The sequence below is a fragment of the Serratia sp. 121840015-1 genome (genome assembly GCF_053627655.1).
Genome location: NZ_JBSEYF010000001.1, coordinates 506,226 through 524,141, shown reverse-complemented (window position 1 = coordinate 524,141; position 17,916 = coordinate 506,226). Strand labels below are relative to the sequence as shown.

The 17,916-nt window shown below is 58.2% G+C and carries 15 protein-coding genes and 1 tRNA gene; 10 read left to right on the top strand and 6 right to left on the bottom strand.

Annotated elements, in window-relative coordinates:
* Positions 1 to 78 precede the first annotated feature (78 nt).
* Genes ACUXAC_RS02575 through yejF form a run of 4 tightly spaced genes read left to right on the top strand, consistent with a single transcriptional unit; the run spans position 79 to position 5,622 of the window.
* Positions 79 to 1,887: an extracellular solute-binding protein gene (locus tag ACUXAC_RS02575; RefSeq protein WP_060439407.1), complete on the top strand. Its 1,809-nt coding sequence runs from the start codon at positions 79 to 81 to the stop codon at positions 1,885 to 1,887.
* A gap of 9 nt (positions 1,888 to 1,896) precedes the next feature.
* On the top strand, positions 1,897 to 2,988 hold the full coding sequence (locus tag ACUXAC_RS02570; RefSeq protein ID WP_454266457.1) for a microcin C ABC transporter permease YejB: 1,092 nt from the start codon (positions 1,897 to 1,899) through the stop codon (positions 2,986 to 2,988).
* Positions 2,985 to 4,010, top strand: coding sequence for an ABC transporter permease (locus tag ACUXAC_RS02565; protein WP_060420176.1), 1,026 nt, complete (start codon positions 2,985 to 2,987; stop codon positions 4,008 to 4,010). Before ACUXAC_RS02570 ends, ACUXAC_RS02565 begins: the two co-directional genes overlap by 4 nt.
* Before the next feature lies 1 nt (position 4,011).
* The gene (gene yejF, locus ACUXAC_RS02560) at positions 4,012 to 5,622 is read left to right on the top strand and encodes a microcin C ABC transporter ATP-binding protein YejF (RefSeq protein ID WP_454266456.1); all 1,611 of its coding nucleotides are present in this window, start codon (positions 4,012 to 4,014) and stop codon (positions 5,620 to 5,622) included.
* A gap of 9 nt (positions 5,623 to 5,631) precedes the next feature.
* Here yejF and ACUXAC_RS02555 read toward each other — a convergent pair whose 3' ends face one another.
* The 3 genes from ACUXAC_RS02555 to rsuA all read right to left on the bottom strand — a co-directional run bounded on the left by ACUXAC_RS02555 (position 5,632) and on the right by rsuA (position 8,522).
* Positions 5,632 to 5,976, bottom strand: a complete 345-nt coding sequence (locus tag ACUXAC_RS02555; protein WP_047730237.1) for a YejG family protein — start codon at positions 5,974 to 5,976, stop codon at positions 5,632 to 5,634.
* 594 nt (positions 5,977 to 6,570) lie between these two features.
* The gene (locus tag ACUXAC_RS02550; protein WP_047730236.1) at positions 6,571 to 7,767 is read right to left on the bottom strand and encodes a Bcr/CflA family multidrug efflux MFS transporter; all 1,197 of its coding nucleotides are present in this window, start codon (positions 7,765 to 7,767) and stop codon (positions 6,571 to 6,573) included.
* Positions 7,768 to 7,808: 41 nt separating this feature from the next.
* Entirely contained in the window at positions 7,809 to 8,522 is a 714-nt protein-coding gene (rsuA, locus tag ACUXAC_RS02545) for a 16S rRNA pseudouridine(516) synthase RsuA (protein WP_194572933.1), read from the bottom strand.
* Between the two features lie 317 nt (positions 8,523 to 8,839).
* On the opposite strand from rsuA, the gene ACUXAC_RS02540 reads away from it, so the two are divergent.
* Complete coding sequence (locus tag ACUXAC_RS02540) at positions 8,840 to 10,597, top strand: DEAD/DEAH box helicase (protein ID WP_060420168.1); 1,758 nt, start codon at positions 8,840 to 8,842, stop codon at positions 10,595 to 10,597.
* A gap of 162 nt (positions 10,598 to 10,759) precedes the next feature.
* Complete coding sequence (gene rplY, locus ACUXAC_RS02535; protein WP_019453645.1) at positions 10,760 to 11,044, top strand: 50S ribosomal protein L25; 285 nt, start codon at positions 10,760 to 10,762, stop codon at positions 11,042 to 11,044.
* 84 nt (positions 11,045 to 11,128) lie between these two features.
* Here rplY and yejK read toward each other — a convergent pair whose 3' ends face one another.
* Positions 11,129 to 12,136 (bottom strand): nucleoid-associated protein YejK, encoded by a 1,008-nt coding sequence (yejK, locus tag ACUXAC_RS02530; RefSeq protein ID WP_060420164.1) that lies wholly within the window; start codon positions 12,134 to 12,136, stop codon positions 11,129 to 11,131.
* A 211-nt stretch (positions 12,137 to 12,347) separates the two neighbouring features.
* Between yejK and ACUXAC_RS02525 the strand changes: the two genes are divergently transcribed.
* The 4 genes from ACUXAC_RS02525 to ACUXAC_RS02510 all read left to right on the top strand — a co-directional run bounded on the left by ACUXAC_RS02525 (position 12,348) and on the right by ACUXAC_RS02510 (position 14,906).
* The gene (locus ACUXAC_RS02525) at positions 12,348 to 12,575 is read left to right on the top strand and encodes a YejL family protein (RefSeq protein WP_004935782.1); all 228 of its coding nucleotides are present in this window, start codon (positions 12,348 to 12,350) and stop codon (positions 12,573 to 12,575) included.
* A 9-nt stretch (positions 12,576 to 12,584) separates the two neighbouring features.
* Complete coding sequence (gene yejM / locus ACUXAC_RS02520) at positions 12,585 to 14,366, top strand: LPS biosynthesis-modulating metalloenzyme YejM (protein WP_102984354.1); 1,782 nt, start codon at positions 12,585 to 12,587, stop codon at positions 14,364 to 14,366.
* 78 nt (positions 14,367 to 14,444) lie between these two features.
* A tRNA-Pro gene (locus ACUXAC_RS02515) sits at positions 14,445 to 14,521 on the top strand.
* 145 nt (positions 14,522 to 14,666) lie between these two features.
* On the top strand, positions 14,667 to 14,906 hold the full coding sequence (locus ACUXAC_RS02510) for a hypothetical protein (protein WP_454266455.1): 240 nt from the start codon (positions 14,667 to 14,669) through the stop codon (positions 14,904 to 14,906).
* Between the two features lie 24 nt (positions 14,907 to 14,930).
* Here the strand turns inward: ACUXAC_RS02510 and ACUXAC_RS02505 are convergent, their stop codons facing one another.
* Both ACUXAC_RS02505 and ACUXAC_RS02500 read right to left on the bottom strand, forming a co-directional pair.
* Entirely contained in the window at positions 14,931 to 15,716 is a 786-nt protein-coding gene (locus tag ACUXAC_RS02505) for a hypothetical protein (protein ID WP_454266454.1), read from the bottom strand.
* A gap of 3 nt (positions 15,717 to 15,719) precedes the next feature.
* A complete protein-coding gene (locus ACUXAC_RS02500) occupies positions 15,720 to 17,891 on the bottom strand; it encodes a hypothetical protein (protein ID WP_454266453.1) in 2,172 nt (723 codons plus the stop codon).
* Between the last annotated feature and the right edge of the window lie 25 nt (positions 17,892 to 17,916).

Below are 17,916 nucleotides of genomic sequence, written 5' to 3'. Positions count from 1 at the left end.
CTTTACCCTGCGCTCACCCGAAGAATGTTATGCTGGGCGCAGGTTGTACTTTATTCCACAGCAGGAGCTTACCGTCCGATGTCCGTGCGCATTTTCGCTGCTCTGGTGCTCTCGGCACTGAGCTTCGGTCTGCAGGCCGAAGCCCTCAACGAAAGCTACGCTTTCGCCCTTCTCGGTGAACCGAAATACGCCACCGACTTCAGCCATTTCGACTACGTCAACCCGGCGGCGCCCAAGGGCGGCGACGTACGGCTGGCGGCCATCGGCACCTACGACAACTTCAACCGCTTCGCCACCCGTGGCGTGCCCGGTGAACGCACGATGGAGCTGTACGATACGCTGTTCACCAACTCCGACGACGAACCCGGCAGCTATTATCCGCTGATTGCCGAATCGGCCCGTTTCCCGGCCGACATGCGCTGGATGGAGTTGGATATCAACGCGCGCGCCCGCTTCCAGGACGGCAGCCCGATCACCGCCGCCGACGTGGCCTTCACCTTCAATAAATTCATGACCGAAGGCGTGCCGCAGTTTCGCTCCTATTACAAAGGCGTCACGGTCAAGGCCATTTCCCGGCTGACGGTGCGCATCGAGCTGCCTAAAGCCAACCGTGAGCAAATCCTCAGCCTGCTCAGCCTGCGCGTATTGCCGGAAAGTTTCTGGAAAAACCATAAGCTCAACGAACCGCTCAGCACCCCGCCGCTCGCCAGCGGCCCGTATAAAATCGGCGATTACCGCCTCGGCCAGTACATCACCTACCAGCGAGTGCGCGACTACTGGGCCGCCAACCTGCCGGTGAACCGCGGCCGTTATAACTTCGACAGCATTCGCTACGATTATTACCTGGACGATAAAGTGGCGCTGGAAGCCTTCAAGGCCGGGGCTTACGATTTCCGCATCGAGCCGTCGCCCAAAAGCTGGGCCACCCAGTATCAGGGCGGCAACTTCGCGCGCAACTACATCATCAAGCAGGACGAGACCAACCAGGCGGCGCAGAATACCCGTTGGCTGGCGTTCAACCTGCAAAAACCGCTGTTCGCCGATCGTCGGGTACGGGAAGCGATCGGCCTGGCTTTCGACTTCAACTGGATGAACAAGGCGTTGTATTACAACGCCTATCAGCGCGCCGACAGCTATTTCCAAAACACCGCCTACGCCGCCCGTAGCTATCCGGACGCCGCCGAACTGGCCTTGCTGGCACCGCTCAAAGGCCAGGTGCCGCCGGAGGTGTTCACCAGCATCTACCAGCCGCCCTCCTCCGACGGCAGCGGCAACGATCGGCAAAATCTGCTGAAAGCGACCCAACTGCTGAAAGAAGCCGGTTGGGTGGTCAAAAATCAAAAGTTAGTCAACGCCAAAACCGGCCAGCCGTTCACCTTTGAATTGATGCTGCTGAGCGGCAGCAACTTCCAATATGTGCTGCCGTTCCGCCACAACCTGCAGCGGTTGGGCATCGAGATGCAAATCCGCGAGGTCGACGCCTCGCAATATACGCGCCGCATGCGCGAGCGCGATTTCGACATGATGTCGACGGTGTACATGGCGATGCCGTTCCCCAGCGCCGATCTGCAAATCCTGTGGGATTCGCAGTACATCGATTCCAGTTACAACACGGCCGGCGTCAAAGACCCGGCGGTCGACAGCCTGGTGAGACAAATCGCCGCCCATCAAGGCGACGAAAAAGCCCTGCTGCCGCTCGGCCGCGCGCTGGACCGGGTGCTGACCTGGAACAACTACATGCTGCCGATGTGGTACTCCAACCACGATCGCTACGCCTATTGGGACAAATTCTCCACGCCGCCAATCCGCCCGGCCTATGCGATTGGCTTCGACAACTGGTGGTACGACGTCAACAAGGCGGCGCGTTTACCGGCTCAGCGGCAATAAGGAGTCGGAATGGCGGCCTATCTGATACGCAGACTGTTATTGGTGATCCCCACGCTGTGGGCGATCATCACCATCAACTTTTTTATCGTGCAAATCGCCCCTGGCGGCCCGGTCGATCAGGCCATCGCCGCCATTGAGCTGGGGCACGGCAGCGGTTTTGGCAGCGGCGGCGCAGGTGAAGGCCTGGGTCATGCCCGGGCGGGCATCGCGGCTGGCGACGGCCAATACCGCGGTTCGCGCGGCCTGGATCCGGAGGTGATCGCCGAGATCACCCAACGTTACGGCTTCGACAAACCGCTGCACGAACGCTACTTCACCATGCTGTGGAACTATATGCGCTTCGACTTCGGCGACAGCCTGTTTCGCGGCGCTTCGGTGATGCAGCTGATCGGCCAGAGCCTGCCGGTCTCCATCACGCTGGGCCTTTGGAGCACGCTGATCATCTACCTGGTGTCGATTCCGCTCGGCATCCGCAAAGCCGTCCACAACGGCAGCGCGTTCGATACCTGGAGCAGCACGCTGATCATCATCGGCTACACCATTCCGGCTTTCCTGTTCGCCATCCTGATGATTGTGCTGTTCGCCGGCGGCAGCTACCTGGACTGGTTCCCGCTGCGCGGCCTGGTGTCCAGCAACTTCGACACCCTCTCGTGGCCGGCAAAGATCGCCGACTACCTGTGGCACATCACCCTGCCGGTGCTGGCGACGGTGATTGGCGGCTTCGCCACCCTGACCATGCTGACCAAGAACTCGTTCCTCGACGAGATCCGCAAGCAGTACGTCACCACCGCCCGTGCCAAGGGGCTGGATGAGAAAAAAATCCTCTACCGCCACGTGTTCCGCAACGCCATGCTGCTGGTGATCGCCGGTTTTCCGGCCACCTTTATCAGCATGTTCTTCACCGGCTCGCTGCTGATAGAAGTCATGTTCTCGCTCAACGGCCTGGGGCTGCTGGGCTACGACGCCACGCTGCAGCGCGACTACCCGGTGATGTTCGGCACGCTGTATATCTTCACCCTGATCGGCCTGCTGTTGAATATCCTCAGCGATATCACCTACACCCTGGTCGATCCGCGCATTGACTTCGAGGCCCGCCAATGAGCCGCCTTAGCCCGATCAACCAGGCGCGCTGGGCGCGTTTTCGCCGCAACCGCCGCGGCTACTGGTCGCTGTGGATCTTCTTGGTGCTATTCACCCTGAGCCTGGCCGCCGATCTGATCGCCAATGACAAACCGCTGTTGGTGCGTTATGAAGGCCGGTTGTACCTGCCGTTTATGATTAACTACAGCGAAACCGCCTTCGGCGGCGAGCTGAACACCGAAGCCGACTATCAGGATCCGTTCGTACAGCGGCAGATCGAACGGCACGGCTGGGCGGTTTGGGCGCCGATCCGCTTCAGCTACGACACCATCAACTTCGCCACCGAGGTGCCCTTCCCCTCGCCGCCTTCGCGTCACAACCTGCTGGGCACCGACAGCAACGGCGGCGACGTGCTCGCTCGTGTTCTGTACGGTTTTCGCATCTCGATGCTGTTCGGCCTGGCGTTGACGCTGTTTTCCAGCCTGATCGGCGTGTGCGTCGGCGCGACCCAGGGGTATTACGGCGGGCGTTTCGATCTGTGGGGGCAGCGCTTTATCGAAGTGTGGTCGGGCATGCCGACGCTGTTTCTGATCATTCTGCTGTCGAGCATCGTCCAGCCCAATTTCTGGTGGCTGCTCGGCATCACCATCCTGTTCGGCTGGATGAGCCTGGTGGGGGTAGTCCGCGCCGAATTCCTGCGCACGCGCAATTTTGACTACATCCGCGCCGCGCGCGCCATGGGCGTACCGGATCGGGTGATCATGTCCCGCCATATGCTGCCCAACGCCATGGTGGCGACGCTGACCTTCCTGCCGTTTATCCTGTGCGGCTCGATCACCACCCTGACGTCGCTCGATTTCCTCGGTTTCGGTCTGCCGATCGGTTCGCCGTCGCTCGGCGAATTGCTGCTGCAGGGCAAAAACAATCTGCAGGCGCCGTGGCTCGGCATCACCGCCTTCCTGGTCTTGGCGGTGCTGCTGTCGTTATTAATCTTTATCGGCGAAGCGGTACGCGACGCCTTTGACCCCAGCAAGGCGCATTGATATGGCCACTCCTTTGCTCGCTATTCAGGATCTCAGCATCGCCTTTCGCCAGGGCGACACCGTCACGCCGGTGGTCAACGCACTCTCGCTGCAAATCGCGCCGGCGGAAACGCTGGCGCTGGTAGGAGAATCCGGCTCCGGCAAAAGCGTCACCGCCCTGTCGATACTGCGCCTGCTGCCCGCGCCGCCGGTGGTTTACCCTGCCGGCGATATCCTGTTCAACGGCGACTCGTTGCTGCATGCACCGGAAGCGGCGCTGCGCAAGGTGCGTGGCAATCAGATCGCGATGATCTTTCAGGAACCGATGGTGTCGCTTAACCCGCTGCACACCATCGAAAAACAGCTCGCGGAAGTGCTGATGCTGCACCGCGGCCTGCGGCGCGAAGCCGCGCGCGCAGAGATCGTCGAATGCCTGGAGCGCGTCGGTATCCGTCAGGCCAAAAGCCGGCTGCAGGATTACCCGCATCAGCTGTCCGGCGGTGAACGCCAGCGGGTGATGATCGCCATGGCGGTGCTGACTCGCCCGAAACTGCTGATCGCCGACGAGCCCACCACCGCGCTCGACGTCACTATCCAGGCGCAGATCCTGACGCTGCTGCAAGAGCTGAAACAGGAGATGGGCATGGGGCTGTTGTTCATCACCCATAACCTGAATATCGTGCGCCGCCTGGCGGACAACGTGGCGGTGATGCGTCAGGGGCGCTGCGTGGAGCAAAACGGCCGTGCGCAGCTGTTCAGCCGGCCGCAGCATCCTTACACGCAGCAGCTGCTGGCCGCCGAGGACGTCGGTGAACCGCTGCCGCTGCCTGCCGCGGCCAACGGGCGCCCCGGCGACGAGCGGCCGCTGCTCAAGGTGGAAGATCTGCAGGTACGCTTCCCCATCCGCCGCGGCCTGCTGCGCCGCACGGTGGATTATCACTATGCATTGAAATCATTGAGTTTCGAGCTGCACGCAGGGGAAAGCGTGGGGCTGGTGGGGGAATCCGGCTCGGGTAAAAGTACCACCGGGCTGGCGCTGCTGCGCCTGTTGGCCTCACAGGGCGCCATCTGGTTCGACGGCGAACCGCTGCACCCGCTCACGATGAAGCAGATGCTGCCCTACCGCAGCCGGATGCAAATCGTCTTCCAGGATCCCTACTCCGCCCTGAACCCGCGGCTGAACGTGCAGCAAATCATCGCCGAAGGGCTGGAAGTGCACCAGCGGCTTAGCGCAGAGCAGCGGGAACAGCGCGTGATCGCGGTGTTGCAGGAAGTCGGCCTGGATCCGCAGCTGCGCCATCGCTATCCCACCGAGTTTTCCGGCGGGCAGCGCCAGCGTATCGCCATCGCGCGCGCGCTGATCCTGCAGCCACAGCTGCTGATCCTCGACGAGCCGACCTCTTCGCTGGATAAATCGGTGCAGGCGCAGATCCTGACGCTGCTGAAATCGCTGCAGCAACGCCACCGACTGGCTTATCTGTTCATCAGTCATGACCTGCAGGTGGTGCGTTCGCTATGCCACCAGGTCATCGTGTTGCGACAGGGAGAAGTGGTTGAACAGGGAGACTGCCGGGCGATTTTCGCGGCGCCCGCCGCCGACTATACCCGTCAACTGCTGCAGTTGGCGGATTAGCGGCGAATTCTAGAAGGGGTATTGCGCGCTGAGCGGTTCGGCGATCGCGGCGCCGACGTTTTTCAGGCGGCACATGGTGGCGCTCTCGTCGCTGCGCTGCACGAACAGGCAAGGCTCCCCTTCCCATTCGACGATCGCGCAGTCGACCTGAATCTCCTGCAGCGACAGATTAAGCTGTTGCATTACCTGCCAGGCCTCGGCCCCTTCATGGCTGAGTAACTTCAGCCCTATCAGGTTGTTATCTTCGTCTATTCCGTTAAACGGAATCGGTTCTACCTTCACGCCAGTGAAACCGGATAGCCAACGATAACTTTGCGGCAAGCGATGCACTACCGAAAGTTGGATATTCTCCACATGAAATCCCTAGATTGAAAAGGTGAAACACTTTTACCTGACAGGGTTACTAAGTTATAGCCGCTGACTCCCGACTCTGCCGCGCACAAATGTTATTTAAATGTAAATTTTGCCGCTAGCCATTAACCAGACCCCGTGCTTGCCGATGCCGTGCCATTTTTTGGCGCGCCGTGCGGTGTTATTTCACGGCATTTTGCGACTCAGCTCGCATTTTTGCGTTATATGTAACCCTTTCCCGCAGCGATCTCAACTCTTTTTTCTTGCAATGCGACTACTTTTCCGTCGCCATATTTTTACAATGAAGAAACATTTTTCCCACCACGTTAGCGCAGCCTCTCCTGCTAATACATTGATTTACATCAATCCTAATACAAACCACTCGCCACGCTCAGCCGGCAGAACGCCGCGCCTCCCGGGGAATATGGGGTGGTGCGGCGGCGGAATTTTTTAACAAAAAACACACAGAGGGGAAAATGGCCAATTGATTAGCTTGCGTATATTTAGCAACAAAATTTCCATTGCCAGTTGCACCCTTAAATGGCAGGGCGCAACCCTATGACGATGCGGCGCGACACGCCCCGCATTGGGAGAACGTCAGGCCGCGCGATCGCGTGGCCGGCTGGCGTAAAGATAAAACAGCACCGCCACGATGCTGCACAGCGCCATTGAGGTAACCATGGGCCACGCGCTTTTACCCGGCGCCATCGACAGGACCGCCCCCACCAACGCGCCGATGCTGAAGCGCAACGTGCCGGCCAGCGAAGACGCGGTGCCCGCCATATGCGGGAAGTCATCCAGGATCACCGCCATGGCGTTGGAGGAGATCATCGCGATGCACCCCAGATAGACCGCAACGCCGATCACCAGCGCCCAGAAGCCCAGACCGACGGCGCTCACCGCCACCAGCCACAGCCCCATCGCCAACTGTACCAACAGCCCCAGCTTGAACATCTTGACCGCGCCGAACCGCCGCACGTTGCGGCTGTTGATCAGCGTCGTCAGGAACAGGAAGACGATGTTCAGCGCAAAATAGTAGCCGAAATGCTGCGGCGAAACGTGGTTCAGTTCGATGTAGACGAACGGCCCGGCGCTGAGGAACGAGAACATGCCCGCAAACGAGAAGGCGCTGGCGAGCATGTAGCTCAGCACCCGCTTATGGCGGAACAGCGAACCGAAGTTGCCCAGCGTGGTGCGCAGGTGGAACCGTTGTCGGCGCTCTTTCGGCAGCGTCTCCTTGATGAACAGGGCCACCAGCAGTGAACCGATCAACGCCGCAGCGCCCATGGTCCAAAAGATGGCGTGCCAGCTGAACCACAGCAACAGCGCACCGCCGATCATCGGCGCCAGCAGCGGCGCGATGGTCATCACCAGAATGACGAACGACATCATGCGCGAGAACTCATCCTTGGTGAACATATCGCGCATCAGGGCATTGATCACCACGCTGGCGGCCGCCGCCGCCAGGCCATGCAGGAAACGCAGCCCGATCAGCTGATCGATCGATTGCGCCATGGCGCAGGCGCAGCCGGCGATGGCGAAGATCAGCGTTCCCCACAGGATCACCGGCTTGCGGCCGAGGCTGTCCGACATCGGCCCATAGAACAGCTGCCCGAAGGCAAAGCCGAGCATATAGGCGCTGAGGGTCATCTGCACGCTGCCGGACTCGACGCCAAACTGGGCGGCGATCACCGGCATACTGGGCAGGTACATGTCGATGGCCAACGGCATCAACATGGACAACAGGCCCAGAATGAAAATCAAACCGAGATGAGAGGTTCGGTTCTGTTGCACGTTCCACGACTCCTTAATCGGCCGCAATCGATGATCGGTTTTCAGTTCTGCAGGTGCGGCGCGCCCACGCTGGCGATCTCTTCTTCGGTCAGTGGGCGGTATTCGCCCGGCGCCAGATCGTCATCCAGCACGATGGCGCCGATGCGCTCACGGTGCAACTCGATCACCCGGTTGCCGACGGCAGCGAACATCCGCTTCACCTGGTGGTAGCGCCCTTCGCTTAGGGTCAGGCGCACTACGCGCTCGTCAACCTGCTCCAGCGTCGCCGGGCGCGTCAGGTCTTTCTCGTTGTGCAGTTGCACCCCTTCGGCGAAACGCTGCGCGGTGTCTTCCGCCAACGGGTGCTCCAGCGTCACCAGATAGGTTTTCTCGCAGTGGTGGCGCGGCGACGTGACGCGGTGCGACCACTGCCCGTCGTCGGTCATCAACACCAGCCCGGTGGTGTCGATATCCAGCCGTCCGGCGGCGTGCAGCTTGTACGCGACCGGTTCATCGAGAAAATACAGCACCGTCGGATGATCGGGATCGTCGGTGGAGCAGACGTAGCCCTGCGGTTTATTGAGCATGAAATAGCGCGGGCCGTTCTGCTGCTGCAGCGGATTACCGTCGAACGCCACTTCTTGCTCCGGGGTCAGTTTGATCGCCCCGCTCTTCACTACCTCACCATCCACGGTGACGCGTTTAGCCCGAAGTTCGCGCGCAACCAGCGCACGGCTGATGCCTAACTGCTGAGATAAAAACTTGTCCAATCGCATGGGATCTGCTTTGCCTGTCGTTGTTATGATCGCATTGATCGTATTGCCAAAATATGACGCCCGCCGTTGCACCGGGTGCAAATGGCAGGTTCAGGGGGGGAATCGCGTGGGGGAACAGCGATTGCTGTCACATGAGTATAGCGGCACAACGCGTTGCCCGACAGAGGTAATTTTCACGCTCCTCGCACCGCGCGCGCGCAGAAGGCATAATAATAGAAATTTTCGGCTGTCCGGGGAGTAGAATGTCACGGTTTCTGTGGGAGCAGCGGTGACAAAGCCGCTTCCCGACGGCCCATCCCAACCCACGGCGTTCATTTATGGCCTTTACCCTACGCCCCTACCAACTGGAAGCGGTCGAAGCCACCATCAATCATTTCCGGCGGCATCCCGAACCGGCGCTGATCGTGCTGCCGACCGGCGCCGGCAAAAGCCTGGTGATCGCCGAGCTGGCGAAGCGCGCCCGCGGGCGGGTGCTGGTGTTGGCGCACGTCAAGGAACTGGTGGCGCAAAACCACGCCAAATACTGCGCCTACGGCCTGGAAGCGGACATCTTCGCCGCCGGCCTGCAGCAGAAAGAGAGCGCCGGCAAGGTGGTGTTCGGCAGCGTGCAGTCGGTGGCGCGCAACCTGCCGCTGTTCGACGGCGCCTTTTCGCTGCTGATCGTCGATGAATGCCACCGCATCAGCGACGACGACGACAGCCAGTACCAGCAAATCATCCAGCATTTGCAGAAAACCAACCCGCAGCTGCGGCTGCTGGGGCTGACCGCCACGCCCTATCGCCTGGGCAAGGGCTGGATTTACCAGTATCACTACCACGGCTTCACCCGCGGCGACGGCGCCAGCCTGTTTCGCGACTGCATCTACGAGCTCCCGCTGCGCTATATGATTAAGAACGGCTTCCTGGTACCGCCTGAGCGGCTGGACATGCCGATCGTGCAGTACGATTTCAGCCGGCTGGAAGCCAGAAGCAACGGCCTGTTCAGCGAAGCGGATCTGAACCGCGAGCTGAAGCGGCAAAACCGCGTCACGCCGCACATCATCAGCCAGATCGTGGAGTACGCCGAAGATCGCAAAGGGGTGATGATCTTCGCCGCCACCGTCGAGCACGCCCGCGAGATCCACGGCCTGCTGCCAACCGGCGAGGCCGCGCTGGTCAGCGCCGAAACACCGCCCGCCGAGCGCGATGCGCTGATCGAGGCGTTCAAACAGCAGCGGCTGCGCTATCTGGTCAACGTCGCGGTATTGACCACCGGCTTCGACGCGCCGCACGTCGATCTGATCGCGATCCTGCGCCCGACCGAGTCCGTCAGCCTGTATCAGCAGATCGTCGGCCGCGGGCTGCGGCTGGCGCCCGGCAAGGAGGATTGCCTGATCCTCGACTACGCCGGCAACCCGCACGACCTGTTCACGCCGGAGGTCGGCGTCAGCAAGCCGCACGGTGACAGCCAACCGGTGCAGGTGTTCTGCCCGGCCTGCGGCTTCGCCAACCTGTTCTGGGGCAAGTGCACCGAAAACGGCGACATCATCGAGCACTACGGCCGCCGCTGTCAGGGCTGGCTGGAGGACGACGACGGCCACCGCGAGCAGTGCGATTACCGCTTCCGGTTCAAGAGCTGCCCGCACTGCGGCGCGGAGAACGACATCGCCGCACGCCGCTGCCATCAGTGTCAGGAGGTGCTGGTCGATCCCGACGACATGCTGAAAGCGGCGCTGAAGCTGAAAGACGCGCTGGTGCTGCGCTGCGGCGGCATGGAGCTGCAAAGCGGCCGCGACGACAAGGGCGAATGGCTGAAGGCCACCTATTACGACGAGGACGGCACCAGCACCAGCGAGCGCTTCCGCCTGCAGACGCCGGCGCAGCGCAAAGCGTTCGAGATGCTGTTCCTGCGCCCGCATCAGCGCGCGCCGGGCGTGCCGTTCGCCTGGCACACCGCCGCCGACGTGCTGGCGCAACAGCAGGCGCTGCGCCATCCGGATTTCGTGGTAGCGCGCAAACGCGGGCAGTTTTGGCAGGTGCGCGAGAAAGTGTTCGATTATCAAGGCCGTTTCCGCCGCGCCAATCAATTGGCCTGAGCGAACTGTCCCCAACCTGGGCAGGTTTTCGTTGCCCTGCGGGCGGCTTTCCGTTAAAATGCCGCGCGCTTTACCTGGGCCTGCCCAGCGTTAAAGCGGGTTTCCGAACTTGCTACTTGGGTCGCCTGTAGCAGGGTAAATTTTCTTTTAAGAGAAAAAACAATGTTCACTATCAATGTAGAAGTACGTAAAGACCAGGGTAAAGGTGCGAGCCGCCGCCTGCGTGCAGCAAACAAATTCCCAGCTATCGTTTACGGTGGCAAAGAAGCTGCAGTTTCCATCGAATTGGACCATGATTCTGTTAAGAACATGGAAGCTAAACCAGAATTCTACAGCGAAGCAGTAACTCTGGTTATCGACGGTAAAGAAACCAAAGTTAAGGTTCAGGCTGTACAGCGTCACCCGTTCAAGCCAAAACTGGCTCACATCGACTTCGTTCGCGTTTAATCGCTACGTTTTCGAACCTTTCGGGACGCCGAAATAAAGAACGCCGCAATTGCGGCGTTTTTTATTGTCTGCGATTCGGCAAGCTTACTTGCCGCTGCCGGTCCGGCGCTGCAGCTGATCGCGCAGGTTCGGCGGCGTGCCTTTGATGGTCAGCGTGTCGGTGGCCGCATCCCAGAAAATGCGCTCGCCCAGCAGCATGGCGTCGAAGTTCAGGCTGATGCCGCCGCCGCTGCCGGCAAATTTGGTCAGCTGGCGCAGCGTGCCGCGATCCGCCGGGAAGCTCTCTTCCAGCTCATACCCTTGCTCGCTGGAGAACTGCATGAAGTCTTTCTCGCCGACCGGCGACAGCTCCTGCGACAGCGCCTGCAGTTCAATCTCTTCGCCCGCCTGCAGCTGTTCGTTGCAGTAGCTGTACACCTGCTGGCGCACCGACTGGCGCTCGTTCTTGTCCAGCTGCGCATCGGCGCAATAGTCGTCTACCGCCTGCAGCAGCCCGCGGTTTTGCGCCTTGGTGTCCAACCCTTCGGACGCCGCCAGGAAGTCCATGAAGAAGTCGGCGACCTTGCGGCCCACGCGCCCGCGCAGGAAGGTCAGGTAGCGGGTCGATTCCGGGTTGGTTTCCCACTCGGTCAGATCGATGCGCGCAACGATATCGGCGTTGTTGATGTCCAGATAGTGCGTGGTGTTGATATCCAGCTCTTCGTTGACGCGCATGCTGTTACGGCTGTTCAACACCGCGATCAGCAGGTACTCCACCGCCAGATAGCGGTATTGGCCGAACAGTACCACGCCGCCTTCGGCGAACGGATACTTCGCCAGTTCGTCGCGCAGGCGGCCGGTCGCCGCGCGGCTGAAGGCCAGAAAGTCTTTATCGTCCTTGCGGCAGGTGCGCAGCGCTTCCGCCAGTTCGCTGCCTTCGTTGAACAGGCCTAAGGCCTTGCTCTTGGCGCTGTAGACGCGATGCAATTCCGCCATCATTTCTTCTACCGCCGCGTTGGCGGGAAGCAAGGAATCGCGCAGCACCACGTCCAGCGTTTGCTCGTCGCGTTTCACCAACTGATGCAGAGCGATCTGGTCGATATCCAGACTCATGGTAAATCCTCCTGTTCTTTAGGCGCGTATTCAAACACTGAAGGCCCCGCCCTGCAATACTAAAAAACTGCGGCAAACCGGAAAGGCGCAGCGAGGGGCCGCCCCGGCGCGGGCGAACGATTTCCCGAATGACAGGAAGTGATAAAAGAGCGGAAAATCACTGTCCTATACGGTAAGATAGAGCACTTTGCAGATTACTAAGCGCAATTTTATGCCACAATCATCCCGTTACAGTGACGAACACGTTGAACAACTGCTCTCAGAGCTGGTCAATGTTCTGGAAAAACACCATACCCCCACCGATCTTTCCCTGATGGTGCTGGGCAACATGGTCACTAATTTGATCAACACCAGCGTTGCCCCCGCGCAGCGGAAAACCCTGGCGAGATCGTTCGCGGAAGCCCTGCAGGCTTCTGTCCGTGAAGATAAAGCGCATTAATATTGACTTATGGTGACAAACCGTCAGCGTTATCGTGAAAAAGTCTCCCAGATGATCAGCTGGGGGCACTGGTTCGCCTTATTCAACATTCTGCTCGCCCTTGGGCTGGGTAGCCGCTACCTGTTTGTCACCGACTGGCCCGCTTCCCTGCTGGGCCGCGTCTATGCTCTGGTCAGCCTGCTGGGGCATTTCAGCTTTATCGTGTTCGCCGGCTATTTGCTGGTGATCTTCCCGCTCACCTTCGTGGTGATGTCGCAGCGGCTGCTGCGATTTATTTCCGCCGCGCTGGCCACCGCCGGGCTCACGCTGTTGCTGGTCGACAGCGAAGTGTTCTCCCATTTCCACCTGCACCTCAATCCGGTGGTGTGGGATCTGGTGGTCAACCCGGACCAAAGCGAGCTTTCGCGCGACTGGCAGCTGATGTTTATCTGCGTGCCGGTGATCTTCCTGGTGGAGATGCTGTTCGGCACCTGGAGCTGGCAAAAGCTGCGCAGCCTGAATCGCCGCCGTTTCGGCAAGCCGCTGGCGACGCTGTTTATCAGCGCCTTTTTCGCGTCGCACCTGATTTATATCTGGGCCGACGCCAACTTCTATCGCCCGATCACCATGCAGCGAGCCAACCTGCCGCTCTCGTACCCGATGACCGCGCGCAAGTTCCTCGAAAAACACGGCCTGCTCGACCAGCAAGAGTATGAGCGCCGCCTGGTGCAACAAGGCAATCCGGAAGCGGTGGCGGTGGAATATCCGCTCAGCGATCTCAGCTACGGCGATAAAGGCAGCGGCTATAACCTGCTGATGATCGTGGTAGACGGCATTCGCGCCAAAGACGTGGCGCAAGACATGCCGGCGCTGACGCGCTTCGCTCAGGAAAACGTGCGTTTCAGCGATCATTACAGTTCAGGCAACCATGCCGATACCGGGCTGTTCGGCCTGTTCTACGGCATTTCCCCGACCTATCTGGACAGCGTGCTCGCCGGGCGCAAGCCGTCGGCGCTGATCAATGCGCTCAGCGATCAAGGCTACCAGCTGGGGCTGTTCTCCTCCGACGGCTTCAACGCCAGCCTGTACCGTCAGGCCCTGTTGACCGACTTCTCGCTGCCGACGCCGGCGCCGCAAAGCGACGCGCAAACCACGCAGCAATGGCAGCGCTGGCTGACGGATCAGGGCGATAAAGAGCCGTGGTTCTCCTATATCAACTTCAGCGGCGCCGAGCCGGCCGAAGGTGCCAAAACCCCGGCGCCGGCCGACTTTATCCAGCGTTATCGTACCGGCGCGCAAGACGTGGACGCCCAGATAGCCCAGGTGCTGGACACCCTGAAACAGCGCGGCCTGCTGGACAAAACCGTGGTGGTGATCACCGCCGAGCACGGCGTCGAATTCAACGACAGCGGCAAAGGCCAATGGGGGGCCGGCAACGGCTTCAACCAGGCGCAGCTGCAGGTACCGTTGGTGATCCACTGGCCGGGCACCCCGGCCCAGACCATCAGCAAGCTGACCGGCCATAACGACGTGATGCGCACCCTGATGCAACGGTTGCTGCACGTGAAGACCGCGCCGAAAGACTATTCGCAGGGCGAAGATCTGTTCACCGCCCAGCGCCGCAACAACTGGATCGCCACCGGCGATGGCAATCAGCTGGTGATCACCACGCCGACGCAGACGCTGATGCTGGACAACAGCGGCAACTATCGCGTCTACGATCAGAACGGCGATGAAATAAAAGACGAGAAACCGCAGCTTGCTCTGCTGTTGCAGGTGCTGACCGATGTAAAACGCTTTATCGCCAACTAACTGCTTAAAACTAAAGCAATCAAGTGGCGAGGCGCTTGCATTAACATCGGGAATCGGTAGTATGAATTTTCATAGCGTCGGCATGTAGCGCAGCCTGGTAGCGCACCGTCATGGGGTGTCGGGGGTCGGAGGTTCGAATCCTCTCATGCCGACCAAAACACCCTTTAAAACCAACCTGTTACGGTTGGTTTTTTTATTTCTGCAAATTGTGCATGGTGAAATGATGGTAAAACCATGTCAAAACCCATGACAAAACCTGAGCTACTATTACCCTATAATCCTCCATCCGAGAGGCAAAACATGGGCAGCATCACCCTCGCCGGCCGGCAGATCTTCATCCTCAACGAAAACGACAGATACCCAGAACCGCAGCAGAACAGCCCTCCGATGTTCGCGATACGCGAAGACGAGGAGCATCAGCACTGGCTTTATGTTTGGCATAAAGGGCGCTGGCCGCTCGTCTCGGAAGTGCCATATGAAACCCAGGGAACGGCCGTCGATGCGGCAATTGCTTTCGACTTTGCCACGCTGTACAAATAGCCGGGTTCCCTCCCGGCGAGTTATTCACAGATTGATACCCAGCGTCCGGTAGTAGCGGCGCAGCCATGTGGCGATAACAGCGATTTCATCTGTCGTTAAAACACGGTTGTAAACCGCCCAGTAGCCCATGTCGCACTTGCCTTTGTTTGTTGTTGCGGGGTTTGCCGGGCCGCCAAGGCAAACAGGCCGAGTTGAAATGCCCGCTACATAGCCAGCGCCAAATTCCGCCCACGGCGACGCAGTTCCTTTCGTCAGGCTATCTATCGCGATTGCTGTTGACGACTGGCGCAATACGCACAGATTGAATTGCGAGAAATCGACAAAATCAATACTTTGCGTTTTTTGTGAGGTACTTGCTGGCGTAGCCTGCGGATATATACCAACCCCTCCAAATAGCTTCCCCTGTGGAGCCGGATAGCCTGATGGCATGACGAACGTCGATAGGCCATGCGTAGTGAACTGCGGATAGTCCTTGTTCTGTCCGTTAAACGTTGACATAAACATCGGCTGATGTGCCGGATCTGCAAATGTGTCGGCTGAACGTCCGACCCAAATCCATGTTTGCTCAGCTTGCTGCATGAGGAACGACTGAAAATAATCCGTGCCACCGGAAAACGATACCCAGTTCGGGTGAATCTCAGGGTTTCCGATTGCAACCAAATCTGCAGCAGTGTCGCTGACCGCGTTTTTAAGTGACTGCGCCAGTGATCCGCCGAGTAAGTTATGCCCCATCAACCCCGCTTTAACCGGTGATTCAATGTAGTCGTAATCTGTCAGCGCGACGGCCTGATTCATCAACGTGAAACCCATTGCTTATTCCTTCTCTGCTGTAATTTCGAATGCGACACACCAATTTCGGCGGTCATAGGGTTTGTTTACCAGGGCGGGTATATCAGCCTCTGGGTACATTCCGCTGTTTGGGAGATAGGTATACTTCACAGGGCTGAGTCCATTGCTTGAATCGCATATCATCCCATTGCCACCGTGAAAATTTTTATCGGCATAGCGGAAAACAAGGTTGCCGGCGGGTTCACGCTCGAGCTTTACATGCACGCAAGAGGTTGCGGCTCTCTCAACAGAGATGATGCCGATGACGGATAGAACACCGCCAACCTCATCGAATGCCGTCAGGCCTTTGTCGGGCCATTCTTGAGTAACACTGCCAACATAAGGCGCGGCAAACTGTAACGGCACAACCGGCGTGTGCAACGCAATCACGGCATCTCTTTCATGATATACGGCTTGCAGTGGCTGCATAGGCTTCCAGTCCTGCCCCAGCACGAGCACGCGATATTTAATCTCTGACTCTTTATCACCCAGGTTTCTGGCACCATTAGAATCGAGATGTCCACTGACTTTGTTGGTGTATGGGTAGTAACCGCCAATCATGAATACATCATCGCGCTCGTTTGAAATTTCAAGCTGCGCCATGCCGATGGACAGGTGATTTTCGTCTCGGGTATATGACGCACCTGTTTGGGTGATGAATATCGCCGTGTTTCGTCCGTCTGGGTTCGCTGGCCGATCGCTCTGCAAGTCATCGTAATATTGGTTTTTAATATCCTTGAATTGTTGCTTGGGGGTGTTTGGGTAATCGTTCTCGCCTTGCTTATCGTTAAAAGCCCCGACCTGAAATGTCTTGCCGTCAGTATCAGCGATACCCTTCACGATATTCATCGCATCAACGTTGCGATGATAGAGATTTGGTGTTGCTCCCTTGCTCAGTTGCGCTGCTGTCCTCCCACCCACGCCGGAGGCTGCGGCAATGAACAATTTATCCGGATCAGCTGGTTTACTGATACCGTCAAGATAAAGGCGACGGAGCCCATTAACCGCGGCCACCGCCGGAGACTCGCCATAAGCTATTGTCCCTGGCGCCAGCTGAGCGACTTCTTCATCGGTCAGAGAATTACCATCAGCATCACAGCATGTTGCAATAAGTGGCTTCAACGCCGTGCCACCACGCGGGACAAACTCCGGTTTTGTGGGCGATTCTGGCATTACAGAATCACCCAACATTTGGCTGTCTGTCGGCTGTGTTTTGCTTAAGCTGGGAAATGACTCAGTCCCATTTGACAATGACTGCCCTGTAAACAGTAAAATAATATATTCGGCAATTAGGCGCGCGATATTGTTTCCGCGAGTCATTACGCGCTCTCGACTTTGCAGCGCAATAATCTCCATTCGCTGAATGGCATCGCTTAACCAGGTGGATGTATCCGGTGGCTGACTTCCAGATGAACCAATAACTTTCCTGCGCCCGAACTGATCCCCCATCTCCAGCCGCTCACTATCGTTCGGCTCAATGGTGATGGTGTTTGTCGCTAATCCATCCGAGTCGGTGAGACTAATTCCATTATATTTTCTCGCCAATGCAATGCGACGCCCGAAATCATCTGAAAGCCAAACATCTTGCCCATCACTTCCAATCAGCTTTAATTTCTTTGTGGTGATATTTCCATCTTGAATAAATGTGTGGGTGCGCCCTACAGCATCAGTAAATGCCACCTCCGGCCCGATCTCTGAGTTTTGCAGCTGATTAATGATTTCTTGGATTGCGGCAGAACCAACAGAATCCGCCACTTCAATCGCGACTCCTTCATTGTTTAGATAATATTTAAATCCATTCCCTGGCCCCTGACCTACACGGAAATATTTTCCGCTTGGTGTTCCTGCAATCCCTGCAATCGTTCCGTCAGGATCTGTTGGCGATGTGTAATAGGTGTTGGCGTCTGCGATGTTCTGGGCATCTTCAGCACTCTGTTTCGCCTGTTTTGCATAAACTTCTGCGCCTTGCTGAGCACCAATAATTTCATTTATACGCTCAGATACCTGCTTACGTACTGTAGGAAATGGTTTTTGAAACCGATCGTAAGCCTCATCTTGTTCGCCATTAAGGAAGTCATCATATGCGAGAGCATTATCATTTAAATCCTTCATGCTGTTAGAAGGACGTGGGTTTCCGGTGTTGTATCTATTAGCCATGGTTATTCCCATAAAAAAACCCGCA

Coding starts and splice junctions, on each gene's coding strand:
- ACUXAC_RS02575 (WP_060439407.1), top strand. CDS start 79: ATGTCCGTGCGCATTTTCGCTGCTCTGGTGCTCTCGGCACTGAGCTTC.
- rplY (WP_019453645.1), top strand. CDS start 10,760: ATGTTCACTATCAATGTAGAAGTACGTAAAGACCAGGGTAAAGGTGCG.
- ACUXAC_RS02500 (WP_454266453.1), bottom strand. CDS start 17,891: ATGGCTAATAGATACAACACCGGAAACCCACGTCCTTCTAACAGCATG.
- yejK (WP_060420164.1), bottom strand. CDS start 12,136: ATGAGTCTGGATATCGACCAGATCGCTCTGCATCAGTTGGTGAAACGC.
- rsuA (WP_194572933.1), bottom strand. CDS start 8,522: ATGCGATTGGACAAGTTTTTATCTCAGCAGTTAGGCATCAGCCGTGCG.
- ACUXAC_RS02505 (WP_454266454.1), bottom strand. CDS start 15,716: ATGGGTTTCACGTTGATGAATCAGGCCGTCGCGCTGACAGATTACGAC.
- ACUXAC_RS02510 (WP_454266455.1), top strand. CDS start 14,667: ATGGGCAGCATCACCCTCGCCGGCCGGCAGATCTTCATCCTCAACGAA.
- ACUXAC_RS02570 (WP_454266457.1), top strand. CDS start 1,897: ATGGCGGCCTATCTGATACGCAGACTGTTATTGGTGATCCCCACGCTG.
- ACUXAC_RS02525 (WP_004935782.1), top strand. CDS start 12,348: ATGCCACAATCATCCCGTTACAGTGACGAACACGTTGAACAACTGCTC.
- yejM (WP_102984354.1), top strand. CDS start 12,585: ATGGTGACAAACCGTCAGCGTTATCGTGAAAAAGTCTCCCAGATGATC.
- ACUXAC_RS02540 (WP_060420168.1), top strand. CDS start 8,840: ATGGCCTTTACCCTACGCCCCTACCAACTGGAAGCGGTCGAAGCCACC.
- yejF (WP_454266456.1), top strand. CDS start 4,012: ATGGCCACTCCTTTGCTCGCTATTCAGGATCTCAGCATCGCCTTTCGC.
- ACUXAC_RS02565 (WP_060420176.1), top strand. CDS start 2,985: ATGAGCCGCCTTAGCCCGATCAACCAGGCGCGCTGGGCGCGTTTTCGC.